Raw genomic sequence first — 15751 nt, 5'->3', positions numbered from 1 at the left:
ATTATTGGTTATTCCAAATAATGAGCTTCATTTCTGTCATTTCTTCCATTGCATATTTAATGCCTTCACGGCCTGTACCACTTTCCTTCACGCCACCATATGGCATATGATCTACACGATAAGTTGGCACATCATTAATAAGGACGCCCCCTACCTGTAATGCTTTGGAAGCTTTAAAAGCCGTCTCAATTGATGGTGTAAAAATACCTGCCTGTAGTCCATAATGAGAATCGTTAATAGCTTCTATTGCCTTCTCTATAGTAGATACTGAATTCACGATAACAACTGGCGCAAAAATTTCTTCACAGGATACCTTACTTTGTGAAGATACGTTCGATAAAACAGTTGGCAATAAAACCTGATTGTCAATATAACCACCAGCAATGATTTTAGCCCCTTCAGCAACTGCTTCTTCAATCCACTCATGGGCTCGTTCTTGTTCTGCTGCTGAAATCATCATGGCTATATCCGTTGTTTCATCAAGAGGATCACCAATGACTAGCTGTGCCACTTTAGCGCTGAGCTTGTCTAAAAACTCATTTACGATACTTTCCATTACATATATTCGCTGCAATGAAATGCATACCTGACCTTGATTTGAAAATGCCCCCATAATTATTCGGTCCATAATCTGATCAAGTTGAACGCCTTCGTCAACAATCACTCCTGCATTCGACCCTAATTCTAACGTTACCTTTTTTAAACCTGCACGATTTCGTAGCGAAATCCCTACAGCAGGACTTCCCGTAAACGTTATCATTTTCACATGAGGATGTGCTAAAAATACATCTCCTACTAATTTCCCCTGCCCAGTCACTAGATTAAAAGCTCCCGCCGGTAAATTGGTTTGTGCCAATAGTTTTGCTAGAAAATGAGCGGATAGAGCCGTTTGAGTAGCTGGCTTTAACACAATCGTATTACCTGCCGCTAAAGCAGGACCTACTTTATGCGCAACTAAATTTTGTGGGAAATTAAACGGTGTAATTGCTGCAATTACGCCGATTGGCTCTCGAATGGTATAGGCAAAACGCCCTTCCCCATTTTTAGAAGCGTCCATCGGAATCATTTCGCCAGATAATCGTTTAGCCTCCTCTGCGGCAAATTTATAGGTTTCAATGGTGCGATCAATTTCAGCATAGGCATACTTGAGCGGTTTTGCTGATTCTAGTGAAATAATACTAGCTGCCTCTTCTCGATTTTCCAAAAAGAGTGTCGATAAATGCTCCAAAATTTCTGCTCGTTGAAAAGCCGTTAACGCAGCCATGCTCTTCGCAGCTATTTGTGCACTTGCAATGGCCTCATGTATATCTTGTTCAGTGGCCATTGCAAAATGGGCAATCACCTCTTGTGAATGCGGGGCTTGAACCTCCATATACTCTGCAGTCATCTTCCATTCTCCATGAATCCATAAGCCCCTTTTCAAGACTTATCTCACTCCTTTCATTTATGGTTACGTATTCATTTCTGAAAATAAAGAAATGAATACGTAACCATTTCGGTGCAAAAAATAAACTGACGTTAAATCAGTTCATTTTTACACGTTGTATTTCTTGGGAAAAGTTTAACAGACTCTGTTTGCTGGATGCAAGTATTTTTTTTCTCCATAACCTCAAATAATTTTTCAATCGCTAAAAATCCTAAGTTTTCTTCTGATGTAATCCCTACTGTTGTCAAAGCAATGGAATGATGTTTACTAAGCTCCACATTATCAATGCCGATCACATTGAAATCCCTAGGAACCTGAAAGCCTCTTTCTAAACAAAGGTTCAAAATTTCTATAGCGATGGCATCTGTTGCTGCACAAATTGCTGTAGGTCTTCTGTCCAGTTTTAATAGTTCCTCAAAAGCCTTTTCGATATCTTCCTTATTAGTATTGGTAAAAAATGTAGGTACAGATTTAGCTTCTATTTCATGATCCTTTAGTGCCTTTTCAAACCCATGGTAGCGACCAAAAAAAGTACTCATTTGATGTGGACCACCAATCCAGCACAGTGATTGATGCCCTAATGATAAAATATGATTAGCTGCTAGATATCCTGCTTGCACATTATCTATTTCTACAAAATGTCTATTTTCTTGATGCTTACGATTAAACATAATAAATGGAATTCCTAGTTTTTCTAATGTAAAAAATAAATCATCTTGATAGAGCATCGAAGATAATATAATGGCATCTGCCTTCGTTTCTAAAACTGCATTGTAAATCGAGTGTAAATTATCTTCTGTACCAAAATAAACATTAACTTTATAGCCACGGGCGTTGACATAATTAACGATAGCGGTCGTCGTATCAACAAAAAAAGGATTGTGTAAAGGACCTGATATTAATGTTATAATGCCTGTCTTTTTCTGAACAAGCGATCTAGCTATATCATTTGGAATATAGTTTAAGTCCTCAATCGCTTTCATCACTTTTTCAACTGTTTTTGGCTTTACTAGCTCTGGTGTATTCAACACTCTTGACACGGTTGTTTGAGATACACCAGCATGCTTTGCCACATCTTTTGAAGAAACCAAAAAACCACCCATTTCATTGTTGTAAAGCTATATTATACCATACATACCTATTGATGATAGGGAGTTAGGGGGTCACTTTCTCTCATAAGGCTTTACCGCTTCACTCGCTTTGAAATTGTAGACAGGCTTAATCATCTTAATAATATCCACTGTTTCTCCAATAGCAGATGTAATTTCTGCCATAGGCTTATAGGCCATTGGTGCCTCGTCTAATGTTTCTTCATTGACTGATGTTGTCCAGATTCCCTCCATCGTCTCTTTAAAATCTTCCATATTCAACGCTTTTTTAGCGGCACGGCGTGAGTACATACGTCCTGCACCATGTGGGGCTGAATTATTCCAATCAGCATTGCCTTTCCCTATACAAATAAGTGATCCATCGCGCATATTCATAGGAATGACAAGCTTCTCTCCTTTATTGGCACGGACGGCTCCCTTACGTAGCGTCATTGTCTCTGTCTCAATATAGTTATGAATCGTATCAAATGTATCTATCAACTGCCAATTCATATGTTTTGCAATGGTTTCAGCAATAGTCCAACGATTCATCTGCGCAAATTGCTGCGCGATTTTCATATCATGAATATAGTCATGGAAATGTTCGCCCTCCAGATAGGCTAACTCTTTCGGAACCACAGGGTGTTTCTCTTTATAGGCTTGAATCATCGCTTGGATTTCCTTTTCTCGCCCTTGTTGTTTAAAGCCCTCTATTTTTTCAGTCAAATCTTGCTGACGTAAATTGTCATAGGCTCTTTTTTGATGCCAGTTTGCTACTTTTGCCCCCACATAACGTGAACCAGTATGAATTAGTAAATAGAACTGATTTTCCTCATCTTTAGCCAATTCAATAAAATGATTGCCTCCACCAAGTGTCCCTAACGATAGATTCGTATACTCATCCTTAAAGCCACTTGCTTTGAACTGTTTACCTTCGAACGCTAAAAATTGTCGGTCAGGCGATAGTTCCTTATGAACCTCTTGACCGCTCGGTACATACGTTCGAATGACAGTATCGAGTTTCTCATAATCTACCTTCGTTACATCTAATTGCGCTACAAATACACCACAGCCCACATCCACACCGACCAAATTTGGCACAACCCGCTCCTGTAGGTGAATGGTCGTGCCAATAACACAGCCTTTCCCTGCATGATAATCAGGCATAATACGTACCTTTGTACCTGACATAAACGCCTGATTCGTCAATTCTTGAATTTGATCGATCGCTGATGGCAATGCTGTTTCAGCATAAATTTTAGCCTCCGTGTAACGTCCTTTAATTTCAATCATTTTTACCCCTCCTTACCATTTATACGTACAAATGGAATGATATGTTTCATTCCATAAAAAAACGCCCTAAAAGATTCATTCTTTTAGAACGTTTTGTAAAGTTTATTCTGCATATTGTATGGCTAGTTTATTTGGTATCTCTGGAATATCATTCGATTTCACATCTTCTTCTTGTAACGTTAAGCATTGCTGTGGATACATTTCCTCCACCTCAAAAGGTATAGCAATACTCTCCATTTTATTATTCATTTGACTACGTGCCAATAAACCATTCCTCGAAAGATCGATGTTCAAAATAGCCTGCACCGTTTCTTCAAGCATTTCTAGGTCCTTTGCTTTCAGTGGCATTTGTTCCTGCATTAAGAAAGGTTGAAGATGTTCCTTAATATAGCCCTGTGCTTCAATTAAACATGAAAATTCATTTAATTTTTCAGCATAGCGCTTTAATTGTCGCTTCTCTTTCGCACGTTGTTGATTTAATTCCTGCACTTTTTGTTCAATACGACTCATACGTTCCTTTACTAAATTGACTAAATAAGGTTGAATGTCTCGAACTGCTTGCAACATGGACGTTTCTGCTTGCAGTACATTGTCGTATTGAGCTACACAAACCACTTGCTGCTCATTTAATTTTTGCACACGCTCTTTGAAAAATTCATTTTGGGTATGCTGACCGAAGATAGCCTTCATAAGCCCTTTACCATGAATCTTTTTATGCTGTGCATCTAGGCGTTCATATTCTCGTGAATACTCACTGTGCATAGTACGATACTCCCGTAACATTTGTTGATAATATACAGCGATTTCAGTAAATTTTTCTACCTTCTCATCTTGTAAATAATCATGCTGCGAGATAGTTTGTAAGAGCTGATAAAGGGTTTGAACATGTGTAAATGTATTGGCCACCTGCTCATATTCTTGCTCATATTCCTTAACTATCGCTAAGTCACGCTGATAGCGAGAAAACTCAAATTGGGTATCACCTGCGTATTTTTCAATATTCTCAACAGCAGACTGAAATGGGTCACGTCGTGGAATAACAGTTAATTCGAAGCGGAACCGTTCAAGCCATTGCAAGAAGCGAATTAAAATGGCATAGGTTTTTTTTTCACTATTTTCAGCCACACGATGTATGTGAGCTATTAAATGGTCATATTGACTTTTCTGCCAAAGCTCAAGGTTGCCCGTTTGCTTGGCTGCCAGTGCATTCGTTGCGGAAATAGCTATAAAATCACTCATCAAATGGCCAATACGCTGTTGTTCAGCAGTAATAAATGCGTCTGCATGCTCATCAGCATCAATACCATTGATGACACATAAAGGCTCCACTCCTTTATGCTTTAACGTATCCATTAATAAAAGCTCAGCATCAATCGCCCTAGAGCCGGCACGTAAAACCCAGAAAATCTCATCTACACGGTTCATCAGTGCTTCAGAGAAATAGGCCATTTCACCTCCCCCAGCTTCTAAGGAAACCGAGTCAATGATTGTCACAGATTTTAATAAATCATTTTTTAAATATACTTCCAAGTAATCTAAATGTTCACGTAAAATCTGCGAAGCAAATGTATCACCTGTTGTTAGTAGTTCTAATTTACTAAGATCAAATATGGCTACAACGCCATCTAAAAAATAGGCTTTAATCTCTTCTTGTTCGCCATATCGAATAAATGTATTGACACCTGTCGGATGTTGATCATTTACAGATAAAACCTCACGTCCGAGGAGTCCGTTGACTAGTGTCGTTTTGCCTACTCGTTGTTTACCGACGATTAAAATCATCGTTTGGTTATTAGCATCTTGAATAATACGATTTAAATGTTTAGCTGTATCTTTCACATATGTATTTTGGACAATAATACCGTACAATTGTCGAAGTTGATCAACAAATTGTGGCAATATATTATTCGCTGAGGTTGTATATTCGATTGGCGTATGGTCAATGTTCGTCATCCTCAAAACCTCTTTTCGTATGCATCTATAAGACCATTATAAATGATACTAATGCTTTACTAATATATAGATCAACGAAAAGAGGACAATATACTTATGCATTTATACGACAAATAGGAATTCATCCTTATACCGTTGTAATGTCATTTCACATTTCATTCACAATTCAGACTAAAAGAAATAGCCAATTTTATGAATTTTACTAAAATCGCCAGCGTAAATAACCTTTATTATAGCTATTTAGATCTACCTGTTCTTTTTGGAATACTATTCCCCGGTGCCTGCCATACGCGCGTAAACTTCCCCAAGTGTAGGCATGCCTCCCTGTGCACTAAATTTTTCAACAGACAATGAGGCAGCAAGATTAGCAAAGTACACTGCCTCATCTAATGATTGACCCTCTACTAAGGCATAAGCTAGTGCACCGTTAAAGGTATCACCTGCACCAGTTGTATCCACAGCAGTCGTCATATAGCCTGGTATATGAACGGGAAATATACCATCAAAATAACGCGCACCATCACTTCCTAGCGTTATAATGAGCTTATTAGGATACTTTTCTAGCAGCTGATCGATGGGCTCGTTAAAAATTTCTGCACATTCTGTTTCATTTGGCGTTAAATAGGCGATATCCTTCATCCACTGTTTATCAAAATTTGCCGCTGGTGCAGGATTTAATAATATTGGCACTCCCGCCTCTTTACATAGTTGAATGGCATATGCTGTTGTCTCTTTTGGAATTTCCAGTTGAATGATCACCATTTGGCTTTTTTGTATCAACTCTTTGGATGCCTCAATATGTGTAGGTGCTAATTCATAGTTTGCGCCAGGCACCACTACAATTCGATTATCTTGATTGTAAATAAGTATATTAGCAATACCTGTTGGAGCTGTAGCACTATGAACAATGGCATCTGTGTTTACTTGCTCTTGCTGTAAACCTGCACATAATGTTTCACCAAAGCTATCCTGACCGACACAGCCAATCATCGCCACGTCACTCCCAAGTCGAGCAGCCGCAACTGACTGATTTGCCCCTTTTCCTCCTGGAACTGTTTGAAATGCATGGCCAAGAATGGTTTCTCCTTGCTTTGGAAAAGCATTCATTTGTACAACTAAATCCATATTCAAACTTCCTATAACTGTAATCATTAATTTCCCTACCTTTCTTCTAAGCTCTATTTTAATGGAGAAAAAAGGTCAAGGACAGGGTGTTTTAATAGCCTTTTTAAAGTTTTCCTAATAATCCTTTTCTAGCCTCACGTTCAATTTTACTATCACAATCTTCGCAGGAGAATTTTCCTTTCATATTTCTTTTATACAAGGTATATTTCCTTGTCCCTTCCACAACCTCAAACGTCTTTTTGCAAAAAATACAGGAAACTGAATAAGTAATCATAATCTATTCTCCTTTCAAATAACTTGCTACTTCCACATTATCAAAAAATACCATTTATTCACAATGTTTATATTCAGAATATTCTTGTCAAACTTACTTCTATTCACATTCTATCCATAATTATTAGTATGGTTATTTGCTAACGCAAAAAAACTGAAGACAACTCTCAGTTTGTCTTCAGTCTCCAATAATATATTAATAGGCTACTCGCTTCTCTTCATAAGTAGCGATATGTTCTTCGTATTTAAAAGTTAAGGCAATCTCATCCCAACCATTTAGCAATGTTTCCTTGTAGTACGGATCAATTGTGAAATGATAGACTGTTCCATCATCATTTGATACCGTTTGTGCTGCAAGATTCACTTCCACTGAATATGGATTTGCTTTGCCCTTCGCTAGAATTTCATCACATTCTGCTTCTGTTAGCTTAATAGGAAGAATCCCATTTTTAAAGCAGTTATTATGGAAAATATCTGCAAAGGAAGGCGCAATGACGACATTAAATCCATAATCCAATATGGCCCATGGTGCGTGCTCTCGAGAAGAACCACAGCCGAAATTATCCTGTGCCACTAGAATCTTTGACTCTTTAAATTCTGGTTTATTTAATACAAAGTCTTTTATTTCATTGCCGTCTGCATCAAAGCGCCAGTGATAAAATAAATACTGTCCAAAGCCTGTGCGCTCAATACGCTTTAAAAACTCTTTTGAAATAATTTGGTCTGTATCCACATTTTTACGATCCAGTGGTGTAATAACACTCTTTACGATATTAATTGGTTCCATTTTCAACATCCCTTCCGTGTAAAAACAAGCTTTACACAGTTTCCTTTACAAATTCACGTACATCTACAAAATGCCCTGCAATTGCGGCTGCAGCTGCCATTGGTGGAGATACTAAATGTGTACGAGAACCAGCTCCCTGACGCCCTTCAAAGTTGCGGTTGGATGTGGAGGCACAGCGTTCACCAGCTGGGACTACATCATCATTCATCGCTAAACACATGGAGCAACCTGACTCTCGCCATTCGAAGCCGGCGTCTATAAAGATTTTATCTAAACCTTCTGCCTCTGCTTGTTTTTTCGTAGTATGAGAGCCTGGAACAACGATTGCTGTAACATCGCCATGTACCTTTCTTCCTTTAATAACATCAGCAGCTGCACGTAAATCACTAATACGCGAGTTTGTACAGGAGCCAATAAAGACATGCTGGATATCAATGGACGTTAATGGTTGCCCTTCCTCTAAGCCCATATAATCAAGAGCTTTTTGAAGTGCTGCCTTATCGGATTCATCTTTATAATCTGCTCGTGTTGGGACGTGGCCAGAAACTCCTGTACCCATCGATGGATTGGTTCCCCATGTAATGATAGGCTCGATTTCTTCCGCATGAATAATACGAACTGTATCGTAAGTAGCATCCTCATCAGAAGCTAGGCTTAACCAATAGTTAGCTGCTTCCTCAAATTGTTCACCTTGTGGGGCATATTTACGACCACGAATATAGTCTACCGTTGTTTGATCAGGGGAAATAAGCCCTGCCTTGGCACCAGCTTCAATCGACATATTACAAATCGTCATCCGTTCTTCCATGGACAGTTTGTGGATAGCTTCTCCAGTAAATTCCACAATATATCCTGTGCCGACTCCAATTCCGAATTTTGCAATAATCGCTAAAATAATATCTTTAGCGGCTACTCCGACTGATAGCTCCCCTTCAACACGAATTTCCATTGTCTTTGGCTTATTTTGCCATAATGTTTGCGTCGATAATACATGCTCTACCTCAGAAGTTCCAATACCAAAGGCAATCGCTCCAAATGCACCATGTGTGGATGTATGTGAGTCACCACAGACAATCGTTTTGCCAGGCTGTGTAAGCCCTAGCTCTGGTCCAATAACATGGACAATTCCTTGATCAGGATGGCCCATACCTGCAAGCTCAACACCAAACTCCTCAGCATTTTTGGCTAAAGTTTCAATTTGGTTACGTGCAATCGGATCATGGATGGTTGGTAAATTTTTTGTTGGAACATTATGATCCATTGTTGCAAAGCTTAAATCTGGGCGACGTACTTGACGTCCAGTCATCCGAAGTCCTTCAAAAGCTTGCGGAGAAGTTACTTCATGAATTAAATGAAGATCAATATATAACAGGTCCGGTTTGCCCTCTTCCTGATAAACAACATGTTTATCCCAAATCTTTTCAATTATATTTTTACCCATTGTCTTCACCTATTTCTTTAGATATATGTTGTCATAATGCTTTGTGAAACAAAACTAGTATCAATTTCATTAATAACCTTGTCTGTCCATTCATTTGTTGATAAAACTCTACTGCCATCACGGGCAAGATCTGCTGTAAAATAACCATCATCAAATACCGCACTTACGGCACGTTCAATTTCTGCTGCTTCTTCCTTTAAGCCAAACGAGTATTGAAGCATCATCGCTACAGAAAGAATGGTTGCTGCAGGATTTGCCACTCCTTGCCCTGCAATCTCAGGTGCTGACCCGTGTACTGGCTCATATAGGCCAAAATTATCTCCACGAATAGATGCCGACGGTAATACACCTAAAGAACCCGTAATAACAGATGCTTCATCACTTAAAATATCCCCGAACATGTTTTCTGTAACTACTACATCATAGTGTCCAGGATTTGTAATCAGTTTCATCGCTACAGAATCTACTAGGTTATGTTCCACCAAAACATCTGGATATTCTTTTTTCTTTGCTTCTACGACTTCTCGCCATAAACGACTTGTTTCAAGAACATTCGCCTTGTCAACAGAGCATAACTTGCCTCCACGTAAACGTGCTAGCTCAAAGGCATTTTCAACGATACGCTCTACTTCTGCTTTCGAGTAAACAGTTGTATCAATTGCGCCATTTTCAGTACGCATACGTGGTTCCCCGAAGTATACGCCACCTGTTAGTTCACGAACTATCATTAAATCAACGTTTTCAGCTACTTCACGCTTCAATGGTGAAGCATCTAGTAAACTCGGGAACGCCTTTACAGGACGTAGATTAGCAAATAAATCAAAGTGTTTGCGAATTCGCAATAATCCCTTTTCAGGGCGTAATTCAGGTGGATTCTGATCCCACTTTGGCCCTCCAACAGCTCCTAGTAGAACCGCATCACTATTCTCACACATCTCAATTGTTTCATCTGGTAGTGGATTATTGTGTTGGTCGATGGCAGCGCCCCCGATTGTTCCATACCCTAAATGGAAAGTATGATTAAATCTTTTACCAATCACTTGTAATACACGCACAGCAGAAGCAACAACCTCTGGCCCAATTCCGTCACCAGGAAGTACTGTAATTTTTTTCTCCATCATCAAAACACCCTTCTTTATATAGCGCATTCGCTAATTTTGTAAAGACACTCACCAAATATATGAGTGATGAGCGTATTCAATTTTCTTGATTAACCTTATACGCCATGATTATTGCATCCGACTTGTGAATGGTACCTCACACATTTCACTACTTGTAAAACTGGACGATTAATTAAACTGGATGTGCACGAAGACTTTCTTTTATTAAATGACGGTTAATAGCATTTAAATAAGCTTTCGCCGATGCTTCCAAAACATCCTGAGAGGAGTTGCGGCCAGTCGTCGATACATGATCATAACGAATATTTATAACAGCTTCACCAAGTGCATCACGGCCTTTCCCCACTGATGTCACACGGTAATCAATCACATGAACAGCACTTGGTACTAGCTGCTCTAGCGTGTTAAAAATGGCTTCTACTGACCCAGAACCAGTGGCAACTACTGTTTTCTCTAATCCCTCTGGTGTTAGCACAATGGCTGTGGCCGTCGGAATATTTTCTGTACCATATTGCACTTGAACCATTTTCAATTCAAATAGTGGCACATCCTCTAACTGAATTTGCTGTTCCGTAAGAAGAGTCAGTAAATCTTCCTCTGTAATTTCCTTTTTACGATCCGCCAATTTTTTGAATTCCAAAAACGCCTTATTCAACTTTTCATCTGATAGATCAAAGCCCATTGTTTCAGCTCGATCACGGAAGGCTGCTCGACCAGAATGTTTTCCAAGAACTAAAGGTATTTCACCTTCACCGATCAGTGCAGGTGAAATAATTTCATAAGTTTCTGGATTTTTTAACACACCATCCTGATGAATACCAGATTCGTGTGCAAATGCATTTTTCCCAACAATCGCTTTGTTTGGCTGAATCACGACGTTTGTCAATTTACTGACTAATTGGGACGTACGTTTAATCTCTTGCAGCTGTATCCCTGTCTCTACCTGATAAAAATCCTTACGTATATGAAGGGCTACGGCAATTTCTTCTAACGCTACATTGCCTGCTCGCTCTCCAATGCCATTAATTGTTCCCTCCACTTGTGCAGCACCATTTTCAATTGCCGCCAATGTGTTGGCTGTTGCCATTCCTAGGTCGTTATGACAATGGGCAGAAAATTTGACTTTATCAGCGCCTTTTACGTTTTCCAGCAAATACTTAAATAATGCACCATATTCGTAAGGGGAGGCATAGCCAACTGTATCAGGGACGTTAATCGTTGTGGCCCCAGCGGCAACCACTTCATTCATAATTCGTACTAAAAATTCACGATCTGAACGGAATGCATCCTCAGCAGACCATTGTACAAGGGGAAAGTATTTTTTCGCATATTTAACCGCTTCAACCGCTTGCTCGATGACTTGTTCTGGTGATTTTTTCAGCTTGTATTCCATATGGATGGGTGAAGTAGCTAGAAAAATATGAATATGTGGTTGTTGAGCTACTTTAATAGCTTCCCATGTCGTATCAATATCCTTTTGGATACAACGAGCAAGGCCCGTTACGACTGAATTTTTTACTGTTTCAGCAATGCGATGGACTGCATCAAAGTCACCGGGTGACGAAGCAGGAAACCCTGCTTCAATAATTGTCACACCAAGGCGCTCTAACTGTTTAGCAATTTCTATTTTCTCTGCTGTATTTAAATTGATACCAGCAGATTGTTCACCATCGCGAAGCGTAGTATCGAAAATATCAATTTTTCGCACTTGTCGCCACTTCTCTTACCACTTTTTCTTTACCTTCGTTGATGAATGGCATCATCTCACGTAGTTTTGCGCCTACTTCTTCGATTTGATGGTTCGCACCTGCCTCTTTGAACTTTGTATATTCAGGACGACCATTTTCATTTTCTTGAATCCAACGCCGAGCAAACGTACCATCTTGGATATCCGTTAACACGTCTTTCATACGAGCTTTTACAGACTCATCGATGATGCGTGGTCCTGCCACATAATCTCCCCACTCAGCTGTATCTGATACGGAGTAACGCATTGTTGCCATTCCACCTTCAAACATTAGATCAACAATTAGCTTTAACTCATGTAGTGTTTCGAAGTATGCTAATTCTGGTTGGTAGCCTGCTTCCACTAACGTTTCAAATCCTGCTTTTACTAGCTGCGTTGCGCCCCCACAAAGTACTGCTTGCTCGCCAAATAAATCTGTCTCTGTTTCTTCTTTAAATGTTGTTTCAAGAAGGCCACCACGTGCGGCACCAATGCCTTTACCGTAAGCAAGTGCTAAATCTTTTGCTTGGCCCGTTGCATCTTGATGGATAGCAAATAAACCTGGTACACCAGCACCTTCTTGGAATTGACGACGAACTAAATGCCCTGGTCCTTTTGGCGCTACTAAAAATACGTCTACATCTGCTGGTGGTGTAATTTGCCCAAAGTGAATATTGAAGCCGTGTGCAAACATTAGCGCTTTCCCTGCTTGTAAATGTGGAGCAATTTCTGCTTCATACACAGCTTTTTGTCGCTCATCTGGTAGTAGAATTTGGATTACATCTGCTTCTTGTGCTGCTTCAGCCACTGTTTTTACGTCAACACCATCTGCTTTAGCAGCATCAAAAGATCCACCTGGGCGAACCCCTACTACTACGTCAAAGCCTGATTCTTTTAGGTTTAATGCATGTGCATGACCTTGTGAGCCGTATCCGATAATAGCGATTTTCTTTCCTTTTAATACTTCCTCGTTAATATTTTGTTCATAGTACATTGTAGCCATTGTTGTTTCCTCCTAGAATTTGGTTTATTTTCACAGCTCTAGATGCATGACATTTTGGTAGTACTCACATCTATCACATCTAAAGCTATCAATTTTATAGGCAAACTATTTTAAAATAGAGAGCTGCGGATTCGAGATCTTTTGTGTTTCACGAACTGAGGCAGTTGCTCCTGTACGTGTAAGTTCTTTAATGCCATATGGTCGAATGAGTTCAATAAAGGCATCTATTTTGTCTGGGTGTCCTACGACTTGATACGTCACTACATTTTTAGCTGTGTCAATTATTTGAGCGCGGAACGGTTCGACAATCGAATTCATTTCCAAGCGTAAATTTGGTGGTGAAATAACCTTTACTAGTGCTAGTTCTCGCAGGACAATTGATTTATCAGTAATATCATTGACCTTTAATACATCAATTTGTTTGGATAATTGCTTCACCAGTTGTTCAATTTTGCCTTCATCCTCTACATTGACAACAAAGGTCATTTTTGAAAAATTCGGTTGCTCTGTATGACCAACTGTAATGGATTCAATATTAAACTGACGTTTCATAAGTAAACCTGTTAATCGGTTTAACACACCACTTTGGTTAATCACAGTTACGGTAATTACTCGTTTCAATTCTTTTTCACCCCAATCATTTCATGTAGGCCTTTGCCTGGTGCTACCATTGGGTATACACATTCAAGCTGTTTCACACGACAATCGATTAACACAGGCTCATCAGAAAGTAATGCCTCTCGGAAAATAGCTTCCGCTTCATCAATTGTGTTAATGCGATAGCCTTTAATGCTATACGCATCCGCCAATTTAACAAAATCCGGTTGGATTGGCATAAGTGAGGATGAATAGCGCTCTTCATAGAATGTTTCTTGCCATTGGCGAACCATTCCTAAACAGCTATTATTCAAAATCACTATTTTTACTGGTAAGTTAAATTCCTGTAGAATGGACAGCTCCTGTGCAGTCATTTGAAACCCTGCATCTCCTACAATCGAAATAACTTTTTTGTCTGGCTTCGCAAATTGGGCACCAATTGCGGCTGGGAAGCCGAAGCCCATCGTACCAAGTCCACCAGACGTTACCCAGGCATGATCGTTATTTAAATGATAGTATTGCGCTGTCCACATTTGATGCTGCCCAACATCTGTTGTCACAATGGCATCACCCTCTGTAATTTTATGAACTAATCGCAATGCCTCTTGTGGTAAGATTTCCTGATCATGATCATTCTTGCAATACCATAATGGAAATTCATTGGCGTGATTTCTTAAATAGGCTAGCCAATCCGTTGTATCAGGACCATCGAAATCCTTTTTCAGTATCGCTTTCAATGCTTCTTTTGCATCTGCCACAATCGGAATATCTGTCGGTACGTTTTTACCAATTTCAGCAGGATCAATATCGATATGAACAATAGTCGCATTTGGTGCAAATGTAGCTAAATTACCTGTTAAGCGATCGTCAAATCGAGCACCAATATTAAGTAATAAATCTGCCTTTGTTATTGCTGTGTTCGCTGTTGCCGTACCGTGCATGCCGGCCATCCCTAGGAATAATTCATGTTCACCGTGGATGGAGCCTAAGCCTAGTAAAGTATTCGTTACAGGGATACGGTATTTTTCAGCGAATGTCGTTAATTCTTCACGTGCGTCTGCAAAAAGAACACCTGCACCAGCTAAGATGACTGGATTTTTTGCTAAAGAAATTGCTTGTATCGCCTTTTGGATTTGTAAGTAGTTAGGCTTATAGGTTGGTTGATAGCCTGGTAAATAAATTTCATCCGGTGCTTGAGGCGGATTTTCTACATCAAACAGCATTTGTGAAACGTCCTTTGGAAAGTCAACGACAACTGGCCCCTTACGACCTGTGCTGGCAATATGGAAAGCTTCTTTGACAATACGTGGGATGTCATTTACATCTTGTACTTGATAATTATGCTTGGTAATGGGTGTAGTAATACCCATAATATCAGCTTCTTGGAAAGCATCTGTGCCAATAACAGAAGTAGCAACCTGACCAGTGAATACCACTAAAGGTATGGAATCAATCATGGCATCGGCTATCCCTGTAACAAGATTTGTTGCGCCTGGGCCACTTGTAGCAATGACAACACCTGTTTTCCCTGAAACACGCGCATAGCCTTCCGCCGCATGGATAGCACCCTGCTCATGTCTTGTTAAAATATGACGGATTGGATTTTTATACATCGCATCATAAATTGGTAATACAGCACCACCTGGATAGCCAAAGATGATTTCAACGCCCTGATCGTGCAATGCCTGCACTAGTACATCGGCCCCGTCCTTTGCTTGATAGGTTTGCTCAACTGTTGCAGTTGTTGCTAATTGTTCTTTTTCATTAATTGAAACATTCGCACTCATCAATATGCCTCCTTTATTTCTTTCAAACTCACACATCAGTGTTGTAGATTAATGAAGTGTCACTAGCTGGTTAGTCTATGCTCTCCTGAAGAAGGAGAGTTAGCTCATTCCATTATGAAAATAATAAAAAG

At 39.6% G+C, this 15751-nt stretch carries 13 protein-coding genes; all 13 read right to left on the bottom strand.

Going from position 1 to position 15751, the window contains the following annotated elements; genetic code table 11:
- Position 1: 1 nt before the first annotated feature.
- On the bottom strand, positions 2-1423 hold the full coding sequence (locus tag AC1Q6O_RS13630; protein WP_107922506.1) for an aldehyde dehydrogenase family protein: 1422 nt from the start codon (positions 1421-1423) through the stop codon (positions 2-4).
- Between the two features lie 95 nt (positions 1424-1518).
- Positions 1519-2499: a LacI family DNA-binding transcriptional regulator gene (locus AC1Q6O_RS13625; protein WP_258955932.1), complete on the bottom strand. Its 981-nt coding sequence runs from the start codon at positions 2497-2499 to the stop codon at positions 1519-1521.
- Between the two features lie 90 nt (positions 2500-2589).
- Positions 2590-3807 (bottom strand): RtcB family protein, encoded by a 1218-nt coding sequence (locus AC1Q6O_RS13620; protein WP_107922507.1) that lies wholly within the window; start codon positions 3805-3807, stop codon positions 2590-2592.
- A 102-nt stretch (positions 3808-3909) separates the two neighbouring features.
- Positions 3910-5760, bottom strand: a complete 1851-nt coding sequence (locus AC1Q6O_RS13615) for a dynamin family protein (protein WP_492401494.1) — start codon at positions 5758-5760, stop codon at positions 3910-3912.
- A 267-nt stretch (positions 5761-6027) separates the two neighbouring features.
- Entirely contained in the window at positions 6028-6912 is an 885-nt protein-coding gene (gene rbsK, locus AC1Q6O_RS13610) for a ribokinase (protein WP_008180503.1), read from the bottom strand.
- A 76-nt stretch (positions 6913-6988) separates the two neighbouring features.
- The gene (locus tag AC1Q6O_RS13605; RefSeq protein WP_008180501.1) at positions 6989-7159 is read right to left on the bottom strand and encodes a hypothetical protein; all 171 of its coding nucleotides are present in this window, start codon (positions 7157-7159) and stop codon (positions 6989-6991) included.
- Between the two features lie 195 nt (positions 7160-7354).
- The gene (gene leuD / locus AC1Q6O_RS13600) at positions 7355-7945 is read right to left on the bottom strand and encodes a 3-isopropylmalate dehydratase small subunit (RefSeq protein WP_043990735.1); all 591 of its coding nucleotides are present in this window, start codon (positions 7943-7945) and stop codon (positions 7355-7357) included.
- 31 nt (positions 7946-7976) lie between these two features.
- Complete coding sequence (leuC, locus tag AC1Q6O_RS13595; RefSeq protein ID WP_008180497.1) at positions 7977-9386, bottom strand: 3-isopropylmalate dehydratase large subunit; 1410 nt, start codon at positions 9384-9386, stop codon at positions 7977-7979.
- A 17-nt stretch (positions 9387-9403) separates the two neighbouring features.
- Positions 9404-10504, bottom strand: a complete 1101-nt coding sequence (gene leuB, locus AC1Q6O_RS13590; RefSeq protein WP_043990737.1) for a 3-isopropylmalate dehydrogenase — start codon at positions 10502-10504, stop codon at positions 9404-9406.
- 175 nt (positions 10505-10679) lie between these two features.
- The gene (locus tag AC1Q6O_RS13585; protein WP_492401491.1) at positions 10680-12215 is read right to left on the bottom strand and encodes a 2-isopropylmalate synthase; all 1536 of its coding nucleotides are present in this window, start codon (positions 12213-12215) and stop codon (positions 10680-10682) included.
- Positions 12202-13236 (bottom strand): ketol-acid reductoisomerase, encoded by a 1035-nt coding sequence (gene ilvC / locus AC1Q6O_RS13580; RefSeq protein ID WP_008180491.1) that lies wholly within the window; start codon positions 13234-13236, stop codon positions 12202-12204. The genes AC1Q6O_RS13585 and ilvC overlap by 14 nt, the downstream gene beginning before the upstream one ends.
- 105 nt (positions 13237-13341) lie before the next feature.
- Positions 13342-13857 carry an acetolactate synthase small subunit gene (gene ilvN, locus AC1Q6O_RS13575; RefSeq protein WP_025116198.1) on the bottom strand — a complete coding sequence of 172 codons (516 nt, stop codon included), beginning with the start codon at positions 13855-13857 and terminating at the stop codon, positions 13342-13344.
- Complete coding sequence (gene ilvB / locus AC1Q6O_RS13570) at positions 13854-15620, bottom strand: biosynthetic-type acetolactate synthase large subunit (protein WP_089986329.1); 1767 nt, start codon at positions 15618-15620, stop codon at positions 13854-13856. The genes ilvN and ilvB overlap by 4 nt, the downstream gene beginning before the upstream one ends.
- Positions 15621-15751 lie beyond the last annotated feature (131 nt).

It is taken from the genome of Lysinibacillus sp. GW823-FHT06C08, assembly GCF_058795135.1.
The sequence above is the reverse complement of the archived record's forward strand: the minus strand, read 5'-3'. Positions and strand labels throughout refer to the sequence as shown.